Origin of the sequence: Microbacterium sp. (assembly GCF_026393345.1) — a bacterium.
In the GTDB taxonomy this organism is placed as follows: Bacteria; Actinomycetota; Actinomycetes; order Actinomycetales; family Microbacteriaceae; genus Microbacterium.
In genome coordinates, this window is record NZ_JAPLAI010000042.1 from 57,826 (window position 1) to 80,308 (window position 22,483).

Here is a 22,483-nt window from a genome sequence, read left to right on the forward strand (position 1 = left end):
GCGCCCCCCGCCCGTTTGGAGTTACACAGCATGCCTGATCGCACCGATCCGATGACCCAGGACGGCGCCGACGACATCGCGGCGCCGCACGTCGATGCCGCCGGAATCGACCTTCTCGGGACCCAGACCGCGCAGGTCGCGGTCACCCTCCCGGTAGAACACCAGGACGATGACCTCGTCGAGGACGACCCCGCGCCGATGGCGGCGACGCCCGGCGTGACCGCCATGCCGATGGCCGCCGCACCCGGCGTGACGTCTGCGCCCGAGGACGTGCACGACGCCGTCATCGTCGAGGACGAACCCGAGCGACCGCTGACCCGCCCGGGCGCGGCGCCGACGGGACCCGCCTCCGGGCCGGAGTCCGCTCCGGCTCCGGTCTTGCGGCGGCACCACACCGAGACCAGCCCCGTCACCCTGACCGCCGTGCGGGTGGGGGAGCGGGAGGCCGACCGGGAGACCCCTGACCTTCTCACCGACGGTCGCCTGGTGGAGCGGACCCGGCTGCCGAAGACCGAGCCCTCCGGCGCCTGGCCGCACCTGCTGTACACGCTGAGCGGACGCCGGATCAACCTCGGCGACAGCCGCAAGGCGCGTGAGCGCAAGGCGCTCGACGCCCGCATCGCCGTTCCTCTGGACGGGCGCGCACGGTTCGTCGCCGTCCTCTCCCGCAAGGGCGGCGTCGGCAAGACGACAGTGACGACGCTGCTGGGGATGGCCCTCGCGGACGCGCGCGAAGACCGCGTCATCGCGGTGGACGCCAATCCCGACCGCGGCACGCTCGCCGACCGGATCGGCGGCACGCCCGGTAAGACCGTGCGGGACCTGTCCCGCGCCCGCGCGGAGGTGCACGGGTTCACCGAGCTGTCGGCGATGGTCGCCCGCGACCACACCCGCCTCGACGTGCTCGCCTCCGACGCCGACCCGAGGGTGTCCGACGCGTTCAGCGACGACGACTACCGGGACGTCGCCGAGCTCGCCGCGCACTATTACTCGATCGTGCTGACCGACACCGGCACCGGCATCGTGCACTCCGTCATGGATGCCACGCTCGACGCCGCCGACGCGATCGTGATCGTCGCAGGTCTCAGCGTGGACGAGGCCCGCCTGGCCTCCGAGACCCTCACGTGGCTCGAGACGAACGGGTACACGGATCTGGCGCGTCGCGCCGTCGTCGTTCTGAACACGTCGCGCCCCGGCACCCCGCTCGTCCGCGCCGCCGAGGTGGAGGAGCACTTCCGCAGTCGCGTCCGCGCCGTCGTCCGCCTGCCCTACGACGCTCTCGTCGCCGCGGGCGGCGCCATCGCGTTCGCCGAGCTGGAACGCGACACCCGGCAGGCCTCCCGTGAACTCGCGGCGACGGTCGTCGAGGGCCTGTCCGGTTCGGCCGTGACGGCAGCGTGAGCGCACGATGACGGTCCGACCGATCCGCCTCTTCGGCGACCCCGTCCTCAAGACCCCGAGCGCCCCGGTCGCCGAACTCGACGAGGGTGCCCGCGCCCTGGTGCGCGATCTGCTGGACACCGTGGAACTCCCCGGCCGCGCCGGGGTCGCCGCCCCGCAGATCGGGGTGGGTCTGCGCGCCTTCAGCTACAACATCGACGGCGACATCGGCTACGTGCTGAACCCGGTGCTCGCGGAGGTCTCCGGCGAGCCTGAACTCACCGGCGAGGGCTGCCTCTCCGTCCCCGGGCTCTGGCACGACGTGCTGCGCTACCCGTGGGCGCGGGTCGTCGGGATCGACCTCGACGGCAACGAGGTGGTGCTGGAGGGCACGGGCCTCCTGGCGCAGGCGCTGCAGCACGAGACGGACCACCTCGACGGCCTCCTCTACCTCGACCGGCTGGACAAGGAACGGCGCCGCGTGGCGCTGCGCGAAGTGCGCGAGAGCAGCTGGTTCTGACGCCAGGGCACCTGCCCTGACAGACGGATGCGGCGACCTGCGCCGAAGCGCGAGGCCGCCGCATCCGTATCCCGCCGTTACGGCAGCGAGATGTTCGTCGTGTTCTCCGGCACGGAGTAGATCTCCTCGATCTCATCGGCGAAGTCGTTCAGGATGACATTCCGCTTGATCGAGAGCTTCGGGGTGAGGTGCCCGCTCGCCTCGGTCCACTCCGAGTCGAGGATCGTGAACTTGCGGATCGACTCGGCCCGGGAGACGCCGTCGTTGGCCCGATCGATCGCCCGCTGCACCTCGGCGCGGACCTCGGGGCTCTTGGCCGCCTGCGCCAGCGACATGCTGGCGTCCAGGCCGTTGTTGCCGAGCCAGCTGGGCAGCATCTCCGGGTCGAGAGTCACGAGCGCCGCGATGAACGGCTTCTGGTCGCCGACGACGACGACCTGACCGACGATCGGGTTACCGCGGATGGGGTCCTCGAGCGCCGCCGGGGCGACGTTCTTGCCACCGGCCGTGACGATGATCTCTTTCTTCCGGCCGGTGATGGTGAGGAAGCCCTGCGCATCGAACGAACCCAGGTCGCCGGTGCGGAACCATTCGCCGTCGAAGGCGGCGGCGGTGGCCTCGGGGTTCCGCCAGTACTCGCGGAACACGTTGATGCCGCGCACCTCGATCTCGCCGTCCTCGGCGATGCGGACGCCGACGCCCGGGAGAGCCGGGCCGACGGTGCCGATCTTGGCGTTCTGCGGCTGGTTCACGGTCGCGGGGGCGGTGGTCTCGGTCAGGCCGTAGCCCTCGAGGATGGTGACGCCGAGGCTGTGGAAGAAGTGCCCCAGACGCGCGCCGAGCGGAGCGGAACCGGAGATCGCATAGACGACACGGCCGCCCATGGCCTCGCGCAGCTTCGAGTACACCAGCCGGTCGAACAGGGCGAACTTGATCTTCATGCCCAACGGGATCTTCTCGCCCTCCTGCAGGCGGCGGGAGTGCTCGACCGCGGTGGCCGCCGCGGTGCGGAAGATCTTGCCGCGCCCGCCCGCCTCCGCCTTCTGCTCGGCGGAGTTGTACACCTTCTCGAACACGCGGGGAACGGCCAGCAGGTAGGTGGGCTTGAAGGAGCCGAGCGCGTCGAGGAGGTGCTTGGTGTCGGGCTGGTGCCCCGTCTTCACGCCGGCGTGCACGTTCAGGATCGAGATGAACCGCGCGAACACGTGCGCCGTGGTGATGAACAGCACCGTGGAGGCGCCGGGGATCTCGACGACCTCGCGCAGCGACTTGGCGGAGTTACGCGAGAGCTCGACGAAGTTGCTGTGGGTGAGTACACAGCCCTTCGGGCGTCCGGTGGAGCCGGAGGTGTAGATGAGGGTCGCGATATCGGCACCGTTGGCGAGTCCGCGGCGACGCTCGATCTCCTCGTCGGGCACGTCGGCGCCGGCGGCGGACATGCGGTCGAGGTCGCCGGCGTGCATCTGCCAGCTCTCGCGCACCAGCGGCAGGTTCTCCCGCACCTCGGCGAGCCGGGCAGCGTGCTCGGCACTCTCGACGAGGCAGGCGATCGCACCGGAGTCGGAGAGGATCCACTCGATCTGGCTGGCGGAACTCGTCTCGTAGATCGGGACCATGACCGCACCGGCGTAGAACAGCGCGAAGTCGACCAGCGTCCAGTCGTAGGTGGTCCGGGCGAGGAACCCGACCTTCTCGCCGGGCTGGATACCCGCGGCGACGAAGCCCTTCGCGAGCGTGATGACCTGGCGCCGGAACTCGGCAGCGGAGATGTCGCGCCAGCCGTCCCCGTCGGGGACCGCGAACAGGGCTCGGTCGGGCGTTGCCGCGACCCGCTGCTCGAGCAGATCGGTGATGTTGTCGTCCGGTGCAGCGGGGACGATTGCGGGAATGTCGAATTCAACGACGCTCATGACGGCAGCTCCTTCGGTACCGGGCAGTCACTTCTGACACCAGAGTCTAGTAGCCCGTGAAACTGAGTCCCACATATTGCCCGCCACGGTATCCGCCGCGCGGGGGCGACTACGCTAGGTGGGTTGAGTTCTCGGGAAGGGCGGCATCGTGCGGGCAGTAGGCATCGACATCGGCGGGACCAAGATCGCCGGTGCCGTCGTGGACGAGGCGGGCCAGATCGTCGAGCGCGCCCGGGTCGCCACCCCCGCGGCGGTCAGCGGCATCCAGAACATGGTCGCCGACATGATCACGCGCCTGGCCGGCGGTGAGGATGCGGTCGCCGGTGTGGCTGCTGCAGGGTTCATCGACCGCGACCGGTCGAAGGTGTACTTCGCGCCGAACATCGCCTGGCGCGACGAGCCACTGCGCGATCACCTGCAGGCGCTCACCGGCGTCCCGGTGCTCATCGAGAACGATGCCAACGCCGCCGGCTGGGCCGAATACGTCTACGGCGCGGGCGAGGACCTCTCCGACGTCGTGACCCTGACTCTCGGCACGGGAGTGGGCGGCGCCGTCATCATCGACGGCGGCCTGCTCCGCGGCGGCCATGGCATCGGGGCCGAGCTCGGCCACATCCGGCTGGTGCCGAATGGCCGCACCTGCGGCTGCGGGCAGCGCGGCTGCCTCGAGGTCTACGGCTCCGGTCGCGCGCTGCAGCACGAGGCGGAGGAGATCGCCACCGACGCGTCCTTCGGTGTCGGCGCGGCGCTGCGGGGTGTGCGGGACCGGCTCGGCAGCATTCCGGGCGAGGAGATCTCCCGGCTCGTGACCGAGGGCGACCCGGGAGCCCGCGAGGCGCTCCGGCGGATCGCGGTCGCCGTCGGCACCGCCTGCGGCTCGCTCGCCGCTGTGCTCGACCCGCAGCGTTTCGTGATCGGCGGGGGAGTGTCACAGCTCGGCGAGGTGCTCCTCGGCCCGATGCGCGAGGCCTTCGCCGCCGCGATGCCCGCCTACGGCTCGCGCCCCGTCGCCGACTTCGCCGTCGCGCGGCTCACCAACGATGCCGGGGTGATCGGTGCGGCGGACCTGGCGCGTCGGACGCTGACCGCGGGAGGATGATGCGGTGTTCTACTGGCTGATGAAGTACGTGGTGCTCGGCCCGGCGCTGAAGGCCATCTTCCGGCCGTGGATCGTGGGCCGGCGGAACGTCCCGGCCACCGGTCCCGCCATCCTCGCCAGTAACCACCTGTCCTTCTCGGACTCCGTCTTCCTGCCGCTCATGCTCGACCGGCCAATGTCCTTCCTCGCCAAGAGCGACTATTTCACCGGCCGCGGCCCGAAAGGCTGGGCCACGCGGTTCTTCCTGAAGGCGATGGGCATGATCCCCATCGACCGTTCCGGCGGCAAGGCCTCCGAGGCGTCCCTCAACACCGGGCTGCAGGTGCTGGGCCACGGGGACCTCCTCGGCATCTATCCGGAGGGCACGCGCAGCCCCGACGGCAGGCTGTACCGGGGTCGTACCGGCATCGCCCGCATGGCTCTCGAGGCCAAGGTGCCCGTGATCCCGGTGGTCATGGTCGACACCGAGGAGATCATGCCGATCGGCAAGAAGATGCCCCGCATCGGCCGGGTGGGCATGATCATCGGGGAGCCGCTCGACTTCTCGCGATACGCCGGCTTCGAGGGCGACCGCTTCGTGCTGCGCAGCGTGGTCGACGAGATCATGGTCGAGCTGCAGCGCCTGGGCGCCCAGGAGTACGTCGACGTGTACGCCTCTTCGGTGAAGAGCCGTCGCGCGCGTCCGGAGGTCGCTCCCGCGTCGGTAGACTGACCGGATGCAATCGCTGCTCGACGCGCTCGACCACTGGCGTTCCCTTCCCATCAAGCAGCAGCCGCAATGGTCGGACGACGCTGCCGTCGCCGCCGTGTCGGCCGAGCTTGCCATCGTGCCCCCGCTCGTGTTCGCCGGCGAGGTGGACAACCTGCGGGATCAGCTCGCCGCCGCCGCATCCGGCCGTGCCTTCCTCCTGCAGGGCGGTGACTGCGCCGAGACCTTCGCGGGTGCCACGGCCGAGCAGATCCGCAACCGCATCAAGACGGTGCTGCAGATGGCGGTCGTGCTGACCTATGGCGCGTCCATGCCGATCGTGAAGATGGGGCGGATGGCGGGACAGTTCGCCAAGCCCCGTTCCAGCGACAGCGAGACCCGCGGCGACATCACGCTGCCGGCGTACCGCGGCGACATCGTCAACGGATACGACTTCACCGAGGCCTCGCGTCTCGCGGACCCGAACCGGATGCTGAAGGCGTACCACACGGCCGCATCCACGCTGAACCTCATCCGTGCGTTCACGCAGGGCGGGTTCGCGGATCTCCGCGAGGTGCACAGCTGGAACAAGGGCTTCGCCTCGAACCCCGCCAACCAGCGGTACGAGGGCCTCGCGAGCGAGATCGACCGCGCCATCAAGTTCATGGAGGCCGCCGGCGCGAACTTCGACGAGCTGCGCCGGGTGGAGTTCTACACCGGCCACGAGGGTCTGCTCATGGACTACGAGCGGCCGCTCACCCGCATCGACTCCCGCACCGGGACGCCGTACAACACGTCGGCGCACTTCCTGTGGATCGGGGAGCGCACCCGCGACCTCGACGGCGCCCATGTGGACTACTTCTCCAAGATCCGGAACCCCATCGGCGTGAAGCTCGGCCCGACCACGTCGCCCGACACGGCGCTGGCGCTGATCGACAAGCTCGACCCGGACCGCGAGCCCGGCCGGCTGACGTTCATCACCCGCATGGGCGCCGGCAAGATCCGCGACGCGCTGCCGCCGCTGCTGGAGGCCGTCAAAGACTCCGGCGCGACGCCGCTGTGGGTCACCGACCCGATGCACGGCAACGGCATCACCTCGCGGAACGGCTACAAGACCCGCCGGTTCGACGACGTGGTGGACGAGGTCCGCGGCTTCTTCGAGGCGCACCGGGCTGTCGGCACCTACCCCGGCGGCATCCATGTCGAGCTGACCGGTGACGACGTCACCGAGTGCCTCGGTGGGTCCGAGGCGATCGACGAGGCGACCCTCGCCACGCGGTACGAAAGCCTGTGCGACCCGCGCCTGAACCACATGCAGTCGCTGGAGCTGGCGTTCCTCGTGGCCGAGGAGCTCGAGAAGCGCTGACCCCGCGCCGCTGACCCCGCCGAGACTTCACGTATGTCCCGTATTTCATCGAAATGCGGGACATACGTGAAGTCTCGCGCCGGTGACGGAGCTGTGGACAACACGTACGCAGCGAGGATGCGGTGGACAAGCGCCGCGGACGCCGCTGAACGGAGCAGCCTCGGGGGATGCCGCATCCACCGTCGCCGCTTCCGCCCGGTCTCACGGACGATCCTTTCGGGTACTCCGAAGCTCGACGTGAGGGGGTCTCGCGGCGACGGTTGCGCGGCGCGGATCTCACCCATCCGTACCGTGGCATCTACGCGGTCGCGCCGCAGGAGCTCGATACGCTCGCGCGCTGCGAACTGCTGCGACCGCTGCTGTCGCCTCGTCAGCACCTCAGCCACCTCACGGCGGCTCGCCTTCTCGGAGTGCCCGTGCCCTTCGCCGCCCGGGGTGAGGAAGCGCTCCATGTGACGACGACCGCCGGCGCCGCACCGATGCGGCGGCCCGGTGTCGTCGGATGGGAGACAGAGGAGCCGACGCCGTCTGTCGTCATGCTCGGAATACTGCCGGTCGCCGCGCCCGCAGACGTCTGGTGCCACCTCGCTGTGCCCGGCGGCGCGGGCGGCGACCCCAAGACGAAACGCAGAGGTCGCCTCAGTGACGAGTGGTTGATCGCGGCTGGCGACTATCTGCTCACCGGTCCGGGACGCGGGATGCGGCGGACACCGCTGTGCACGTTCGAGGAGTTGGAGGCCGCCGTGTCACGACGCCGTGGCATGCGGGGAGTACGTGCTCTCACCCGGGCCCTTCCACGCCTTCGCCGGGGGCCGCACTCCGCGCAGGAATCGCTCCTGCGGATCGGACTCGTCGACCACGGACTGCCGGAACCGGAGGTCCAGGTACCCGTCATGACCGCCGACGGGCTGCGACATGCCGACCTCGGCTATCCCGAGGCGCGGCTACTGCTCGAGTTCCAGGGTGATCAGCATCGCACTGACCGACAGCAATGGCTGGCGGATCTCACCCGGGTGCAGCTGTTCGAGGATGCCGGCTTTCACACGATCCTCGTGGGCTATGCCGACACCCACCCGCAGATGAGTCCGCTCGCGTCCCGCATTCGGCGCGCTCTCGTTCGGGCTCGCGAGACTTCATGAATGTCACGCATTTCTCGTTGAAGCGGGACATTCATGAAGTCTCGGCGGATCAGAACGAACCGCTGATACTCAGCGTCACGGTCGTGCCGCGCGGATGGGATGAGCCCGCGGTGGGGTTCTGCGCCGTGACCTGGGTCACTGCGTCGGGGAACAGGTTCCAGCTCGCGTTGTAGCTGACCTGGAACCCGGCCTTCTCCAGCGCGTTCTTCGCCTGATCCCGTGTCATCTTCGTCACGTCGGGGACGGCGAACAGCTGCGGCCCCTTCGACACCCGGAGGGTGACCGTCTCGCCGGGACGCCAGTCGCCGCCACCGTCGCGGGCGACGATGCCGACGACATCGCCCTTGTCGACGTCGTCGCTGAACTCCTCGATCGAGTCGACCTTCATGCCGACGTCCGTCAGCACGGACGTTGCCTCGGTCACGCCCATGCCGGAGACATCCGGCAGCGGCCCCTTCGACACGGTGAGCACGGCGGCGTCGCCCTCGTGGACGGTGCAGCCGCCGGTGCAGTCGACGGCGTCCGTCGCGCCGCGCGGGGTGAGGGATGCGGCGACGACCGTGTCGGGAGCCGCATCCGTGAAGACGTACTGGGGATCACCGACAGCGACGACCGCTGCCTGCAACGCCGCCGTCGCCTGCGCGACCGGCATGCCGCCGAGCGCAGGGAGATCGTGCGGGGCAGGGCCGAGGGACACGACCACGCGGACCGTGGATTCCTTGTCGACCCGCGCGCCGCCGTCCGGCTCGGTGCGGATGACGGTGCCCGCCGCGATGTCGAGGCTGTACTCCTCCGCGCGCTCGGCGACCAGGCCCTCTTCGGACAGGGCGGCCTGCGCCTGTTCGAACGACAGTCCGGCGACGGCGGGAACGCCCACGAGCGACCCGGGCCCGGAACCGAAGAACCAGCCGGCGCCACCGGCAACGACCGCGAGGAGGAGGACCAGGGCGAACAGCCAGCCGCCCCGCGTGCTGCGGCGCCGGGTGGCGCGGCGCAGCAGCGTGGCGTTGTCGGCATCCGGGCTCGTCGCCACGGCACCGGTGAGCGCGGCCGCCGGAAGCGCCTTGGTGAGTTCCCCGGAATCCAGGATGTCGTCGGCTACCGCGGTTCCCACCGCGAGCGTGCGGGCGACCTGCGGGGCGATGCCGAGTTCCGCCTCGATCTCACGCAACCGACGTAGCATCTCGTCCGCATCGAGCGGGCGGGCGTCGGGGGAGCGCTCGGTCGCCCAGAGCACCAGCTCGTCGAGCTGCTCCGGCACGCCGGGGTTCTTGGCGCTCGGGCGCGGGACCGAATCGGTCGCGTGCTGGTAGGCGATCTGCATCGGCTGCTCGCCCTTGTACGGCTGCTCACCGGTCAGCATCTCGTAGAGCATGATGCCGAGCGCGTAGATGTCGCTGCGGGCGTCCGCGCTGCCGCGGGTGACGAGTTCGGGGGCGAGGTACGCGATGGTGCCGAGCAGCATGGCGCCGCTGGCGGTGTTCGCCGTCGTTGCCCGGGCGAGGCCGAAGTCGCCGATCTTGATCCGGCCATCCTCGGCGAGCAGCACGTTCTCCGGTTTGACGTCGCGGTGGACGATGTCGGCGCGGTGCGCCGCGGCGAGCCCGGAGAGGATCGCATCCATGATGGTGATCGTCTGCGGGATGCTGAGCCGCTTCTGCTCGCGCATGAGTTCGCGCAGCGTGATCCCTGGCAGGTACTCCATCACCAGGTACGCCATGTCGTCGTCCTGGCCCTGGTCGAACACGTTCACCACGTGCGGATCGGCCAGCCGGGCGGCGGCGCGCGCCTCCTGGATGAACCGGCTCTGGAATACCGTGTCGTCGCTGAGGTGGCCGTGCATGACCTTCAGCGCGACCCGCCGCTCGAGCCGCAGATCGGTCGCGACGTAGACGGTCGCCATGCCACCGCGGGCGATCCGAGCGCGCACGCGGTAGCGGCCGTCGACCAGGCGGCCGATCAGCGGATCCGCGCGCTGGCTCGTGTTCACGCTCAGAGTCTACGGAGCCGGAGCGGTGAGCCCGGGGAGCGGCTCGCCCTCACCGCTCGCGGAGTCGTCACCCGAGAACGGAAAGCCAGGTGGTGGCAGGGCCCTCCCAGGCCGCGTAACGATCGGGATACGCCGAGATCTGCACCGACTGCGCGGCGTCCGCGAAGCTCAGTGCCTCCCACCCCGGAATGTCGAGAAGGCCGCGGGTGAGCGTGCCGTTGGGGTCGGCGGGACCGCCGAAGAAAGCGCGGGCGGACCGTTGCGGGTCGCGCACCTGGTCCTCGGTGCCCCAGCCGGTAGAGGGACGCTGCTGGAACAGGCCGAGCGAGTCGCGGTCGCCCCAGTCGAGGTTCCGCAGCCACGACTCCTGCATGGCGGTGCCGAGGGCGATGGCGATGCCCCGGTCGGGAACACCGAGCTCGCGGCCGACGGCGATGATCACCTGGGCGTTCGCGACCTGTTCGGCGTCGAGTTCGAGCGGAGCGGATGCGGCGGGTGCGGCCGCCGCGATGGGCACGGAGGCGGGAGTCGCGGTGGGCACCGCCAGCACCTGCCCGGGGTAGATGATCGAGTCCCACGTGAGTGCATTGGCGGCCAGCACCGCCGCGATCGTCGTCCCGGCGTTCCGGGCGATGGCGCTCACAGTGTCGCCCGCGACCACCGTGTGGGCGGCGACCGGCGCCGGTGCGGGCACCGCGGGGGCGGTCGCGATGGCCGCGGGTGCCGTGAGGCGAAGGGTCTGACCGGGACGGATGATCGAACTCCACCCGAGACCGTTCGCGTCGAGCACGTCTTGCGTCCGCAGTCCGAAGCGGGCGGCGATGGCGCTGACAGTGTCGCCGGGCCCGACGGTGTATTCGGGCGGGGCCGCGTCCTGACGCGGCGCGACGGTGCGCGCCATGGGCGGGACGGCGGGCTCCGCGGCGTGGGCTGCGGGGCTCGCCAGGGACAGGGCGAGGGATCCCGCCGCAGCGCCGACTCCGATGCCGGCGATACGTGCGTGGGCGTGACTGAACATGGGCGTCCTCCTCATGGTGGAGCGTCCTTCCGGGGGTCCGGCAACCCTTCCACGGGCCTGTGACAGGTGTCAAGGGAGTGACGGATGTGACGGAAGTGAACCGACGCGGGCCGCCGCATCCGGTCGGGGCCCGTGGGATAGTTGCAGGGTGAGCGATGACACCACCCCCCTGGAGACCACCTGGCTGACGATGCCCGACCTCGTCGAGGCACTCGGCGAACCGCTCGGCCGCGTTCGGCAGCGCATCGAGGACGCCCAGCTGATCGGGTCCCGTCGCACCGGCGTGTTCGCCGTGCCTGCGGTGTTCATCGTGGACGGCGCACCGCTCGGCTCGTTGCGCGGCACGGTCTTCTCGCTCCGCGACGCGGGTCTCTCCGACGACGAGGCCATCGACTGGCTGCTCTCCTATGACGAGACCATCGGCCGGCCGCCGCTGTCGGCGCTCCTGGCCGGCCACAAGAGCGAGGTACGGCGCGTCGCGCGGACGCTCCTCTGACCCGCCCGGCTCTCAGGCCTGGCGCTCGGTCGCCGCGAGAGCGAGATCCCGCAGGCGACCGACCGCATGGGTGCCGAGCGGGGATCCGGCGAGAGCCCGATCCGCCTCGCGGGCGTACGCGGTGATGAGATCCTCGACCCGCGCCAGCGCGCCGGAGTCGATGATCGTCTGCTGCAGTGACCGGATCTGCTCCGCCTCGAGCGTGGGATCCCCGATCAGCTCGTCGAGGGTGCGGCGGACGCCCGCCGGGACCGCTTGGCGCGCAAAGGCGATGAGGACGGTCCGTTTGCCCTCCCGCAGATCGTCGCCCGAAGGCTTACCGGTCACGGCCTCGTCACCGAATACGCCGAGGACGTCGTCGCGCAGCTGGAACGCCATCCCGATCGGATGCCCGAAGCCGCTGAGCGCCGCACGCTGTAGCGCATCGGCGCCGGCGAGCGCCGCGCCAATCAGCAGCGGCTGCTCCACGCTGTAGCGGGCCGACTTCAGCGACGCCACGCGCAGGGCGCGGTCGGCGTGCTCCGCATCGGGCGAGCTGCCGAAGGCGGACTCCTCGGCGATGTCGAGATACTGCCCGATCGTCACATCGCGGCGCATCCGCGCGTATTCGGCGCGCGCCACCGCCGCGACGGCGGTCTCGGCATCGACCAGGCCGGATTCGAACAGATCATCGCTCCAGGCGACGAGGAGGTCGCCGAGCAGGACGGATGCGGAACGCCCGAACGCCGCCGCATCCCCGGTCCACCCGGCATGCGTGTGCGCGGTCTGCAGGGCACGATGCGCGGCCGGCCGCCCGCGGCGGGTGTCGGAGTTGTCGATGAGGTCGTCATGCACAAGGGCGGCCGCGTGGAACACCTCGAGGCTCGCGGCGGCGGCGATGACGGCGGCCGGGGGAGCTGCGGCGGGGTCGTGCGCCTCGGCGACGGCCTGCCAGCCGGTCAGGCAGAACCGTGCGCGCAGTCGCTTACCGCCGTGCACGCTGGCCCGCGCGGCCGCCACGAAGCCGGCCGCTTCCGGTCCCCAGTCGGCTGTCGCGGCCTGTTCGGACGAGAAGAACGTGTCCACTCGCTGGGAAACCGCTTCAATCGCATCCGGGGGGGTCGACACGGCCCTAGCCTAGTCAGCGCGGCCACGCGTAGAATCCGAATAGAACATCGTCCGAGGGGGATGTATGCCACTCTCTGAACAAGAGCAGCGTCTGCTCGATGAGATGGAACGCCATCTCATGGGTCACGACGCCGACGTCGTCAGCGCCGACGGCTCCGCTCGTGCGCTCAGCTATCGCAACATCGTCCTCGGATCCCTCACGGTCCTCGTCGGCCTCGGCGGTCTCATCGCCGGGCTGTCGACGCAGCTCATCGTCATCAGCGTCATCGGCTTCGTGGTGATGCTCGGTGGTGTGGTGTTCGCCGTGACCCCGTCGCGGCGGACCACCGCCGTTCCGTCTGCCGCGCCCCGCGCCGCAAAGCATCCGCAGGCCTCCTTCATGGATCGCATGAACGATCGATGGGACCGCCGGCAGGGCCACTGACCCTCCACTCCACCCCACTTCAGGCGCCGACCCCGACGGGTCGGCGCCTTTTTCGTGTCTGACCGGGCCTGATCCGTAGGGTGCGCCGGGTGTCGGTGCGCGCGCCCGTGCCACCGGATCTGCTCGTTCGGAGCCGTTTCGTCCACAATGGGGTAGTGAAGTGGGGGACAGTGGAGTAAAGTGGAGCTACCTCGCGGGGCCGGACGAAGGAGGGGGTGATGCTCGGATGCTGCTGGGCACGCACACTCCCAAGCTCGACGACAAAGGGCGGGTCATTCTGCCGGCCAAGTTCCGCGACGATCTCGGCGGCGGCGTCGTGATCACCCGCGGCCAGGAGCGCTGCCTCTACGTGTTCAGCACCGCCGAGTTCGAGCGCGTGCACGAACGGATCCGCGAAGCACCGCTGACCAACAAGCAGGCCCGTGACTTCCTGCGCATGTTCCTCTCCGGGGCCAGCGCCGAGACCCCTGACGGGCAGAGCCGCGTCACGATCCCGCCCGCACTGCGTGCCTACGCCGGCCTCGAGCGTGAGCTCGTCGTCACCGGCGTCGGCGCCCATGCCGAGATCTGGAACTCCGAAGCCTGGAACGCCTACGCCGAGAGCAACGAGTCGACGTACTCCGAGATGGAGCAGGAGGTGATCCCGGGCCTGTTCTGAGCCCTCGATCGCGACTCCTCGCCGCTCACGCCCTGACGCACTTCCCCGGCGCCAGGTCATGCAGCGGAGGGGGATCGGGACCGAGGGACCAGCCCCACAGCATCATGGACTACAGCGACATCCACACCCCCGTCCTGCTCGAGCGCTGCGTCGAGCTGCTCTCGCCTGCCGTCTCGCGCGACGGCGCGGTCATGGTCGACGCCACCCTCGGCATGGGCGGTCACACCGAGGCGATGCTCGAACGCTTCCCGGGTCTGCACGTCATCGGGCTCGACCGCGACACCGACGCCCTGCGCATCGCGGGGGAGCGGCTCGCCCGATTCGGCGACCGCGTGACGCTGGTGCACACCGTCTACGACGGGATCGCGGAGGCCGTGGCCGCTGCGGGGTTCCGTCGCATCGACGGCGCCCTGTTCGACCTCGGCGTCTCGTCGCTCCAGCTGGACGAGGCCGACCGCGGCTTCGCCTATGCCAAGGATGCGCCGCTCGACATGCGGATGGATCAGACCGCCGGCGTCACCGCGGCCGACGTCCTGGCCACCTATGGCGAGGGCGACCTCCGCCGCATCTTCGAGCGCTACGGCGAGGAGAAGCTCGCCGGCCGCTACGCCCGCGCCATCATCGCCGCGCGGTCGCAGACGCCGATCGTGCGCTCCGCCGAGCTCGTCCGCATCCTGGATGCGGCAACTCCGGCCGCACTCTCGCACTCGGGCCACCCCGCCAAGCGGGTGTTCCAGGCACTGCGGATCGAGGTGAACGGTGAGCTCAGCGTCCTCGACCGTGCCATCCCCGCCGCCCTCGACCTCCTCGACGTCGGCGGCCGCATCGTCGTGATGGCCTACCAGTCGCTGGAGGACCGCCTCGTCAAGCGCGTGTTCGCCGCGGCCTCGGCGTCGACCGCCCCCGCCGGGCTGCCGGTCGAACTCCCCGAGCACACTCCGCGGTTCCGGCTCCTGGTCAAGGGTGCCGAGCTCGCCTCCGACGAGGAGCGCGCCCGCAACCCGCGCGCCACACCCGTGCGCCTGCGCGCCGCCGAACGGATCAGGGAGGCGGTATGACCACCGTGACCGGCTCGCTTGCCCGTGACCCGCGGATGCTGCCCGACGAGGTCGGCGCGGACATCCCCCGCCGCATCCTCGCCCCGCTCGACCGGCCCGCCCGCCGCCGCCGTCCCCGGCTGGCCTACGGCATCGTGGCCGTCGCCGGTGCCGTCGCGATCGCCGCGGCGCAGATGCTGCTTTCGATCCTTTCCACCCAGAGCTCCTTCGAGATCTCGTCGCTCACGCAGCACCAGAAGGAACTCACCTGGCAGCAGCAGATTCTCTACGACGAGGTTGCAGGGCTCAGCTCGCCCCAGTACCTCGCCGCGAACGCCGCCGCGCTCGGCATGGTCATCAACGAGTCACCCAGCTACCTGCGGCTCAGTGACGGCGCCGTGCTCGGCTCGCAGCTGCCCTCGGTCGCCAGCTCGTCCGTGGACGCGCTCGGGCGCAGCCTCGTCTCCAACACCCTCGTCACGGACACCCCGCTGGTCACGGACCCCGACGCCACCATCGACGGGCTTCCCGTCCCCGCGACGGACGCGACGGGAGCGGTCGATCAGGGCAATGCGGCGACACCCCCCGCGCTGACCGACGGACTGCCGTCCCCGGCCACACACTGAGTCCATGACGACGAGAAGCACCCGCAGCCCCCGCCGTCGCACCGTCGTCGCCCTGGCCGTCGTCCTCGCGGTCGTCGTCGTGTTCGTCGTCCGGCTCGTGGACATCCAGGTCGTCAACGCGGACGAGCACGTCTCCGACTCCCTGTCGATGGGCATCGGCGTGAGCCGCGAGACCTATGGCACCCGGGGCTCCATCGTCGATGCCAACGGCAACACGCTGGCCGGCAGCATCCTGCAGTACGACGCTCAGCTCGATCCGAAGCTGGTCGGCCCGGTCGAGCGCACCGGCGACGACGGCGAGAAGCAGACGGTCGACTGGCCCACGATCGCCGCCGAGATCGGGACGATCACCGGGCAGACCGCGGAGGAGATCCAGCAGATCGTCGCGGATGCCGTGGCCGAGAATCCGGACTCCCGCTATGCACGCCTCGCCACGGGCCTTTCCACCGAGCAGTACCGCGCCCTCGCCGAGCTGAAGCTCCCGTTCCTGTTCCAGAATCCGCATCCGGCGCGCAGCTACCCGGACGGCGCGGTGGCGGGAAACCTCGTCGGGTTCGTCGGTTCCGACGGCGAGCCGCTCGCGGGCCTCGAACTCGCCGAAAACGAGTGCCTCACCGCGACGAAGGGGTCGGTCACCTACGAGCAGGGCGTCGACGGCACCATCATCCCCGGCACCGAGACCGAGACGCCCGCCGTCGACGGCGGCACCGTGACCCTCACGGTCGATCGCGACCTGCAGTGGTACATGCAGCAGCTCATCTCCGAGCAGACGCAGAACCTCGGAGCGTTGCACGGTCAGATCATGGTCGCGGACGTGGCCACCGGCGAGATCAAGGCGGCGGCGGAGTACCCGAGCGTCGATCCGAACGACGTCGACGCCACCGCGGTCGAGGATCGCGGCAGCCGGATCTTCCGCGACCGGTTCGAGCCCGGCTCCACGTTCAAGGGCCTGTCCGCCTCGATCGCCATCGACACCGGCACCGCGACCCCGACCACGATCGTGAACGCCGCCGGGCGGGAGAGCTTCGCCGACGGCGTGCGGGTCACCGACTCCATGAGCCACGGCGACACCCCGTACACGCTCACGGGTGTGCTGATCGACTCGTCGAACGTGGGCATCTCCAAGATCTCGGTGCAGATCCCGTCGCAGACCCGCTACGACTATCTGACCGCGTTCGGCATCGGTCAGGGCAGCGCCGTCGGCTTCCCCGGCGAGCAGCACGGGGAGCTTCGCACACCCGATCAGTGGGACCCGCAGACGACCTACAACATCGCGTTCGGACAGGGTGTCTCCACGACCCTCCCCGAGCTCGTCGGCGCCTATCAGACCATCGCGAACGACGGGGTGAAGGTGCCGCTGAAGCTCGTCGAGTCCTGCACGCACGCGGACGGCACGGTCGATGCCACCGACGCCGGCGCCCCGACGCAGGTGCTCAAGCCCGAGACCGCGACGCAGGTGCAGCAGATGCTCGAGAACGTGCTCCTGCAGGGCAGCCTCGCCAAGTCCGTGGCGATTTCGGGGTACCGGATCGCCGGCAAGACCGGAACCGGTGAGATCGCCGAGAACGGCTCTTACAAGCAGGGCGTCTACTTCACCACGCTCATCGGATTCGCCCCCGCGGACGACCCGCAGTACGTCGTCGCCGTGACGCTCGATCAGCCGACTGCGGTACGATCGTCCTCGGCCAACGCGCCGGCTTTCCAGAAGGCCATGACGCAGGTGTTGAAGACCTTCCGGGTCACCCCGTCGACCTCCGAGGCAGTCCTGCTGCCGAAGACCGGTTGAGGCGTCGGCCCCCCTTCTCATGATCGAACTCTCTCTTTCCCACATCGCCCATGTCCTCGGCGGGGAGCTTCGGCTCGCGCCCATGGACACTCCCGAGACCCTGGTCGGCGGGGCCGTCGACACCGATTCCCGTCAGCTGGGACCGGGCGGCATCTTCGTCGCGAAGCCCGGGGAGGAGACCGACGGTCACCTCTTCGTGGGCGCCGCGGTCGCGGCCGGTGCGGCCCTCGCCATCGTGGAACGCCCGGTCGAGACGCCGGTCACCCAGATCGTCGTCCCGGATGCGGTGCAGGCGCTCTCCGACCTCGCCCGCGAGGTCGTCGGCATCGTCCGTGCCCAGGGGAACCTGCGGATCGTGGGGATCACCGGCTCGAACGGCAAGACCACCACCAAGAACCTGCTCGCCCGCATCCTCTCCGACGAGGGTGAGACGGTCGCCCCCCGCGCCTCGTTCAACAACGAGGTCGGTGCGCCGCTGACGATGCTCCGCGTGACCCACCAGACCCGCTACCTGGTGAGCGAGTTCGGCGCCAGCGCGCCGGGCGAGATCGCGCGCCTGGCGGGACTCGTGACCCCCGACATCGGTGTCGTGCTCATGGTCGGGCTCGCCCACGCCGGCGGCTTCGGCGGCATCGAGGCGACCTTCCACGCCAAGTCCGAGCTCGTCAAGGCGCTGCGTCCCGGCGGCCTCGCCGTCCTGAACGCCGACGACCCGCGCGTGCGCAACATGGCGCCCATCGCCGAGGCGAACGGATGCGAGGTGCGCTGGTTCAGCCGGGAGGCCGCGGCCGACGTCCGTGCCGACGACATCGACGTGACCGCATCCGGCACCACCTTCACCGTGACCGTCGACGGGCGCTCGTTCCCCGCGCACCTGCAGGTGCTCGGCGCCCACCACGTCATGAACGCCCTCGCCGCGATCGCCGCGGCCACAGCCCTCGGCGTCGAGCCGGCGGACTGCGTGGCGCGCCTTGCGACCGTCGAGATCGCGGAGCGGTGGCGGATGCAGCCGCTGGGCTCCGACCGCGTCCGGATCATCAACGACGCCTACAACGCCAGCCCCGACTCGATGGCCGCGGCCCTGCGCACCCTCGCGCAGATCACCGGCCCGGATCAGCGTGCGGTCGCCGTCCTCGGCGCGATGAGCGAACTCGGCGAGCAGGCGGGGGAGGAGCACGACCGCATCGGCGAGCTCGCCGTGCGCCTGCGGATCCCGCGGATCGTCGTCATCGGCACCGCGGCGCGGCGGATGTTCCTCGCCGCGGTCGCGGAAGGCTCGTGGAGCGACGAAGCCGTGTTCTTCGCCACGCCCGACGAGGCCTTCGAGTACCTGCAGGGCGAACTGCGCGACGGAGACAGGGTACTCGTCAAGTCGTCGAACTCGGCCGGGCTCCGGTTCCTCGGCGACCGTCTGGGAGAATCGTTCTCGTGAGATCCCTCCTGACTGCCGCGGCGATCTCTCTGGCCTTCACGCTCTTCCTCACCCCCGTGTTCCTCCGGCTGTTCCGCAGCTGGGGCTGGGGTCAGGTGATCCGCACGCCGGAGGATGTCCACAACCCCAGCCACGGGGCAAAACGCGGCACCCCCACCATGGGCGGCGTGATCTTCATCGCGGGCTCCCTCGTCGGCTACTTCATCGGCACCTACGCGGGCGGCAACCCGCCCACGATCTCGGGCCTGCTCGTCATCTGGATGATGGTCGGCTTCGGTGCGGTGGGCTTCATCGATGACTTCATGAAGGTGCGCCGCCAGAACAGCCTCGGCCTCAGCGGCTGGCGGAAAGTCGCCGGCCAGATCATCGTGGTCGTCATCTTCGGCATCGTCGCGCTGAACCTCCCCAACGCGGACGGGCAGACCCCCGCGAGCCCGTTCATCTCGCTGTTCCGCGACATCCCCGTGCTGTCGTTCATGGCGTTCGGCGCGATCGTCGGCTGGATCCTGTACCTCGTGTGGATCGCGTTCCTCGGCGTCGCCGCATCCAACTCGGTCAACGTGTCCGACGGTCTGGACGGCCTCGCCGGCGGGTCCGCGATCTTCGTCACCAGCGCCCTGGCGCTCATCGCGTTCTGGCAGTTCAAGCAGCCGTGCGACCTCGCCGCTCTCGAGCAGGGACTGCAGTCCGCCTGCTACCAGACCCGCGACCCGTTCGATCTCGCCATCATCGCGGCCTCCTTCATCGGGGCCCTCGTCGGGTTCCTGTGGTGGAACGCGCCGAAGGCGCAGGTGTTCATGGGCGACGTCGGGTCCATGGCGATCGGTGGCGTCATCGCCGCCCTCGCGATCCTCACCCGCACCGAGGTCCTGCTCGCCGTCATCGCCGGTGTCTACGTCATCGCATCCGGCTCGGTCATCCTGCAGCGGCTGTACTTCAAGATCACCCGAGGAAAGCGCCTGTTCCTCATGAGCCCGCTGCACCACCACCTGGAGATGCGCGGCTGGGCGGAGATCACGATCGTGGTCCGGATGTGGATCATCGCGGGCCTGCTCGCCCTCGCCGGTGTCGGTCTCTTCTACGTCGAATGGCTCGTGCGCTCATGACCCGGCTCGACCCGCTCACCAGCTGGCACGCCGACTGGAGGGGGCTCCGCGTCGCGGTGCTCGGCCTCGGGGTGACCGGGTTCTCGGTCGCCGACACGCTCGCCGAGCTCGGCGCGGACGTCCTCGTCGTGACCGAGCGGGCCGAGGAGGAGTACGCACGGCTTCTCCCCGTCATCGGTGTGGCGCTGCACACCGGGCCACTCGATACGGTGCCCGCCGAACTCCGCGCACACGACCCCGAGGTCATCATCGCCTCGCCCGGCTTCGCGCCCACGCACCCGGTCATCGCCTGGGCGACGGAGGCGGGCGTGCCGCTGTGGGGCGACATCGAACTCGCCTGGCGCGTGCGCGACAAGGTGCTCCGCGCCGACGGCACCCCGGCGGACTGGATCCTCATCACCGGGACCAACGGCAAGACCACGACCACGCAGCTCACCGCGACCATGCTCCGCGAGGGCGGGCTGCGTGCCGCGCCCTGCGGCAACATCGGCGTGCCGGTGCTGGACGCCGTCCGCGACCCCGCCGGGTTCGACGCGCTCGTCGTCGAGGTCTCCAGCCACCAGCTCTGGTACCTCGGGCTGACACAGCACGCAGATGCCCAGGTGTCCCCGCTCGCGAGCGTGTGCCTGAACCTCGCCGCCGATCACCTGGAATGGCACGGCTCCTTCGAGGCGTACCGGGATGCGAAGGCGCTCGTCTACCGCAACACCCGCGTCGCCTGCGTCTACAACAAGGCCGATGACGCCACCCGGCGCATGGTCGAGGATGCCGATGTGGTCGAGGGTGCACGCGCCGTCGGCTTCGACCTCGGCGTCCCCGGGCCGAGCGATCTCGGCGTCATCGAGGGGATCCTCGTCGACCGCGCGTTCCTCGAGGAGCGCCGCACGTCGGCGCTGGAGATCACCACGGTCGCCGAGCTCGCCGAGGCGGGCCTGTCGGCGCCGCACGTGGTCGCCAACATCCTCGCCGCCTCCGCGCTCGCCCGCGCCGCCGGAGTCGAGCCCGCCGACATCAGGGCGGCGCTCCGCGCCTTCCGCCTCGACGCCCACCGCATCGAGATCGTCGCAGTCGCGGACGGGATCACCTGGGTCGACGACTCGAAAGCCACCAACCCGCACGCCGCGGCATCCTCGCTGACCGCGTTCCCCGGCGCGATCTGGGTCGTCGGGGGGCTCCTGAAGGGCGTCGACATCTCCGAGCTCGTGGCGTCCCGCGGGCCGGGGGCGAAGGCGGTCGTCGTGATCGGCGTCGACCGCGATCCCATCACGGCGGCGTTCGCGCGACACGCGCCGGACGTCCCGCTGTTCGAAGTGGATCACGCCGAGACTGAGGACGTCATGGCACGGGTCGTGGAGCTCGCCCTCGAGGTCGCGCGTGACGGAGACGTGGTCCTCCTCGCCCCCGCCGCCGCATCCTTCGATCAGTTCTCGTCCTACGCCGACCGCGGCCGGTCCTTCGCCCGAGCCGTGCAAGATCAGATCGGGAGGGACCACGGTGGCGAGTACGACACCGACCCGACCGGACCTCGGGCCTGACCCGCAGCGGCGGGGCCTCGCGGCCCGGGTCTCCCTCGGACGGGTCTTCGCGCCGGTACCGAGCGAGTTCCTGCTGATCGCCTCGACCGCGCTGCTGCTGACCGGGTTCGGACTGGTCATGATCCTGTCGGCCACCTCGGCGACGTCCGAGCAGCCGTATGAAGCGGTCATCAAGCAGGGCGTGTTCGCCATGCTCGGCATCCCGCTGATGTTCCTCGCCTCGCGCCTGCCGGTGTCGTTCTGGAAGAAGGCGGCGTGGCCGGCTCTCATCGGCGCGACCCTGTTCCAGCTCCTCGTCTTCACCCCCCTCGGCGTCACGAACGACGGAAACCGCAACTGGATCAACATCGCCGGCCTTCAGGCTCAGCCGGCCGAGTTCCTCAAGCTCAGCCTCGCGCTGTGGCTCGGCTTCATCCTGTACCGCAAGCGCACCCTGCTGGCGAACTGGCGGCACGTGTTCATCCCCGCCATCCCGATCGCCCTCGCCGTGATGGGCACCGTCATTGCCGGTAAGGACCTCGGTACCGTCCTCATCCTCGTGCTCATCCTCTTCGGCGCCCTGTTCTTCTCGGGCGTGAAGCTGCGGATCTTCATCCTCCCGGTCGCGCTCGTCGGGTCGCTCGTGGCGTACTTCGCGATCGCGAGCCCAGACCGGATGCGGCGCTACCTCAGCTTCCTCAACGACGACTGCCTCTCCGACTACTACGGTGACTGCTATCAGCCGCTGCACGGTATCTGGGGCCTCGCCGGCGGCGGCGTCTTCGGTCTCGGTCTCGGCAACTCGAAGGAGAAGTACAGCTGGCTGCCCGCCGCGGCGAACGACTACATCTTCGCCATCGTCGGTGAGGAGTTGGGCCTGGTCGGCTGCATCGTCGTGCTCATCCTCTTCGCGCTCTTCGCCGTTGGTGCGTTCCACGTCGTTCGCAAGACCGACGACACGTTCATCCGCATCACCGCCGGTGCGATCACGATCTGGATCGTCGGGCAGGCGCTGCTGAACGTGGGCGTCGTGCTGCGACTGCTCCCCGTGTTCGGTGTGCCACTGCCGTTCATGTCGCAGGGGGGTACGTCGCTCGTGTCCGTCCTCATCGCGTCGGGGGTGCTGCTGTCGTTCGCCCGTACGCTGCCCGCGCGGCGGCGGATCCCCGCCCGCGGTTAGGCTCGAC

At 70.0% G+C, this 22,483-nt stretch carries 20 protein-coding genes; 16 read left to right on the top strand and 4 right to left on the bottom strand.

Annotated elements, in window-relative coordinates; genetic code table 11:
• The first annotated feature begins 30 nt into the window (after positions 1–30).
• Both NT132_RS07635 and def read left to right on the top strand, forming a co-directional pair.
• A complete protein-coding gene (locus NT132_RS07635; protein ID WP_297787067.1) occupies positions 31–1,401 on the top strand; it encodes a MinD/ParA family protein in 1,371 nt (456 codons plus the stop codon).
• 7 nt (positions 1,402–1,408) lie between these two features.
• A complete protein-coding gene (gene def / locus NT132_RS07640) occupies positions 1,409–1,900 on the top strand; it encodes a peptide deformylase (protein WP_297787069.1) in 492 nt (163 codons plus the stop codon).
• Positions 1,901–1,977: 77 nt separating this feature from the next.
• On the opposite strand, the gene NT132_RS07645 is transcribed toward def, so the two are convergent.
• Entirely contained in the window at positions 1,978–3,810 is a 1,833-nt protein-coding gene (locus NT132_RS07645) for a long-chain fatty acid--CoA ligase (protein ID WP_297787072.1), read from the bottom strand.
• Positions 3,811–3,958: 148 nt separating this feature from the next.
• Here NT132_RS07645 and NT132_RS07650 point away from each other — a divergent pair, with 148 nt between their 5' ends.
• From NT132_RS07650 to NT132_RS07665, 4 genes are all read left to right on the top strand, one after another.
• On the top strand, positions 3,959–4,909 hold the full coding sequence (locus tag NT132_RS07650; RefSeq protein WP_297787074.1) for an ROK family protein: 951 nt from the start codon (positions 3,959–3,961) through the stop codon (positions 4,907–4,909).
• A gap of 4 nt (positions 4,910–4,913) precedes the next feature.
• A complete protein-coding gene (locus NT132_RS07655; RefSeq protein WP_297787076.1) occupies positions 4,914–5,621 on the top strand; it encodes a 1-acyl-sn-glycerol-3-phosphate acyltransferase in 708 nt (235 codons plus the stop codon).
• 4 nt (positions 5,622–5,625) lie between these two features.
• Positions 5,626–6,963, top strand: a complete 1,338-nt coding sequence (locus NT132_RS07660) for a class II 3-deoxy-7-phosphoheptulonate synthase (protein ID WP_297787078.1) — start codon at positions 5,626–5,628, stop codon at positions 6,961–6,963.
• Between the two features lie 167 nt (positions 6,964–7,130).
• The gene (locus NT132_RS07665) at positions 7,131–8,102 is read left to right on the top strand and encodes a hypothetical protein (protein WP_297787080.1); all 972 of its coding nucleotides are present in this window, start codon (positions 7,131–7,133) and stop codon (positions 8,100–8,102) included.
• A 49-nt stretch (positions 8,103–8,151) separates the two neighbouring features.
• Here the strand turns inward: NT132_RS07665 and pknB are convergent, their stop codons facing one another.
• Positions 8,152–10,092, bottom strand: a complete 1,941-nt coding sequence (pknB, locus tag NT132_RS07670; protein WP_297787082.1) for a Stk1 family PASTA domain-containing Ser/Thr kinase — start codon at positions 10,090–10,092, stop codon at positions 8,152–8,154.
• Positions 10,093–10,159: 67 nt separating this feature from the next.
• Positions 10,160–11,110, bottom strand: coding sequence for a LysM domain-containing protein (locus tag NT132_RS07675; RefSeq protein WP_297787084.1), 951 nt, complete (start codon positions 11,108–11,110; stop codon positions 10,160–10,162).
• A 148-nt stretch (positions 11,111–11,258) separates the two neighbouring features.
• Between NT132_RS07675 and NT132_RS07680 the strand changes: the two genes are divergently transcribed.
• The gene (locus NT132_RS07680) at positions 11,259–11,606 is read left to right on the top strand and encodes an Rv2175c family DNA-binding protein (RefSeq protein ID WP_366940377.1); all 348 of its coding nucleotides are present in this window, start codon (positions 11,259–11,261) and stop codon (positions 11,604–11,606) included.
• Positions 11,607–11,618: 12 nt separating this feature from the next.
• Here the strand turns inward: NT132_RS07680 and NT132_RS07685 are convergent, their stop codons facing one another.
• Positions 11,619–12,713, bottom strand: a complete 1,095-nt coding sequence (locus tag NT132_RS07685; protein WP_297787086.1) for a polyprenyl synthetase family protein — start codon at positions 12,711–12,713, stop codon at positions 11,619–11,621.
• A 64-nt stretch (positions 12,714–12,777) separates the two neighbouring features.
• On the opposite strand from NT132_RS07685, the gene NT132_RS07690 reads away from it, so the two are divergent.
• From NT132_RS07690 to NT132_RS07730, 9 genes are all read left to right on the top strand, one after another.
• Positions 12,778–13,137, top strand: coding sequence for a DUF3040 domain-containing protein (locus NT132_RS07690; protein ID WP_297787088.1), 360 nt, complete (start codon positions 12,778–12,780; stop codon positions 13,135–13,137).
• Positions 13,138–13,363: 226 nt separating this feature from the next.
• Entirely contained in the window at positions 13,364–13,795 is a 432-nt protein-coding gene (gene mraZ / locus NT132_RS07695; protein WP_297787090.1) for a division/cell wall cluster transcriptional repressor MraZ, read from the top strand.
• Positions 13,796–13,899: 104 nt separating this feature from the next.
• Positions 13,900–14,853 (top strand): 16S rRNA (cytosine(1402)-N(4))-methyltransferase RsmH, encoded by a 954-nt coding sequence (rsmH, locus tag NT132_RS07700; protein WP_297787092.1) that lies wholly within the window; start codon positions 13,900–13,902, stop codon positions 14,851–14,853.
• Positions 14,850–15,458 (top strand): hypothetical protein, encoded by a 609-nt coding sequence (locus tag NT132_RS07705; protein WP_297787094.1) that lies wholly within the window; start codon positions 14,850–14,852, stop codon positions 15,456–15,458. The genes rsmH and NT132_RS07705 overlap by 4 nt, the downstream gene beginning before the upstream one ends.
• Before the next feature lie 4 nt (positions 15,459–15,462).
• Positions 15,463–17,244 (top strand): penicillin-binding protein 2, encoded by a 1,782-nt coding sequence (locus NT132_RS07710; protein WP_297787096.1) that lies wholly within the window; start codon positions 15,463–15,465, stop codon positions 17,242–17,244.
• 19 nt (positions 17,245–17,263) lie between these two features.
• A complete protein-coding gene (murF, locus tag NT132_RS07715; protein WP_297787098.1) occupies positions 17,264–18,676 on the top strand; it encodes a UDP-N-acetylmuramoyl-tripeptide--D-alanyl-D-alanine ligase in 1,413 nt (470 codons plus the stop codon).
• Positions 18,673–19,782 carry a phospho-N-acetylmuramoyl-pentapeptide-transferase gene (gene mraY / locus NT132_RS07720; RefSeq protein ID WP_297787100.1) on the top strand — a complete coding sequence of 370 codons (1,110 nt, stop codon included), beginning with the start codon at positions 18,673–18,675 and terminating at the stop codon, positions 19,780–19,782. Before murF ends, mraY begins: the two co-directional genes overlap by 4 nt.
• A complete protein-coding gene (gene murD, locus NT132_RS07725) occupies positions 19,779–21,317 on the top strand; it encodes a UDP-N-acetylmuramoyl-L-alanine--D-glutamate ligase (protein ID WP_297787142.1) in 1,539 nt (512 codons plus the stop codon). Before mraY ends, murD begins: the two co-directional genes overlap by 4 nt.
• Positions 21,277–22,476: a putative peptidoglycan glycosyltransferase FtsW gene (locus NT132_RS07730; RefSeq protein WP_297787102.1), complete on the top strand. Its 1,200-nt coding sequence runs from the start codon at positions 21,277–21,279 to the stop codon at positions 22,474–22,476. The genes murD and NT132_RS07730 overlap by 41 nt, the downstream gene beginning before the upstream one ends.
• Positions 22,477–22,483: the final 7 nt, after the last annotated feature.

Bases quoted from the DNA above. Each gene is read 5' to 3' on its own strand.
- NT132_RS07675 (WP_297787084.1), bottom strand. From the start codon at position 11,110: ATGTTCAGTCACGCCCACGCACGTATCGCCGGCATCGGAGTCGGCGCT.
- murD (WP_297787142.1), top strand. From the start codon at position 19,779: ATGACCCGGCTCGACCCGCTCACCAGCTGGCACGCCGACTGGAGGGGG.
- mraZ (WP_297787090.1), top strand. From the start codon at position 13,364: ATGCTGCTGGGCACGCACACTCCCAAGCTCGACGACAAAGGGCGGGTC.
- NT132_RS07645 (WP_297787072.1), bottom strand. From the start codon at position 3,810: ATGAGCGTCGTTGAATTCGACATTCCCGCAATCGTCCCCGCTGCACCG.
- NT132_RS07710 (WP_297787096.1), top strand. From the start codon at position 15,463: ATGACGACGAGAAGCACCCGCAGCCCCCGCCGTCGCACCGTCGTCGCC.
- NT132_RS07665 (WP_297787080.1), top strand. From the start codon at position 7,131: ATGCCGCATCCACCGTCGCCGCTTCCGCCCGGTCTCACGGACGATCCT.
- def (WP_297787069.1), top strand. From the start codon at position 1,409: ATGACGGTCCGACCGATCCGCCTCTTCGGCGACCCCGTCCTCAAGACC.
- NT132_RS07660 (WP_297787078.1), top strand. From the start codon at position 5,626: ATGCAATCGCTGCTCGACGCGCTCGACCACTGGCGTTCCCTTCCCATC.
- NT132_RS07690 (WP_297787088.1), top strand. From the start codon at position 12,778: ATGCCACTCTCTGAACAAGAGCAGCGTCTGCTCGATGAGATGGAACGC.
- murF (WP_297787098.1), top strand. From the start codon at position 17,264: ATGATCGAACTCTCTCTTTCCCACATCGCCCATGTCCTCGGCGGGGAG.
- NT132_RS07705 (WP_297787094.1), top strand. From the start codon at position 14,850: ATGACCACCGTGACCGGCTCGCTTGCCCGTGACCCGCGGATGCTGCCC.
- NT132_RS07635 (WP_297787067.1), top strand. From the start codon at position 31: ATGCCTGATCGCACCGATCCGATGACCCAGGACGGCGCCGACGACATC.
- rsmH (WP_297787092.1), top strand. From the start codon at position 13,900: ATGGACTACAGCGACATCCACACCCCCGTCCTGCTCGAGCGCTGCGTC.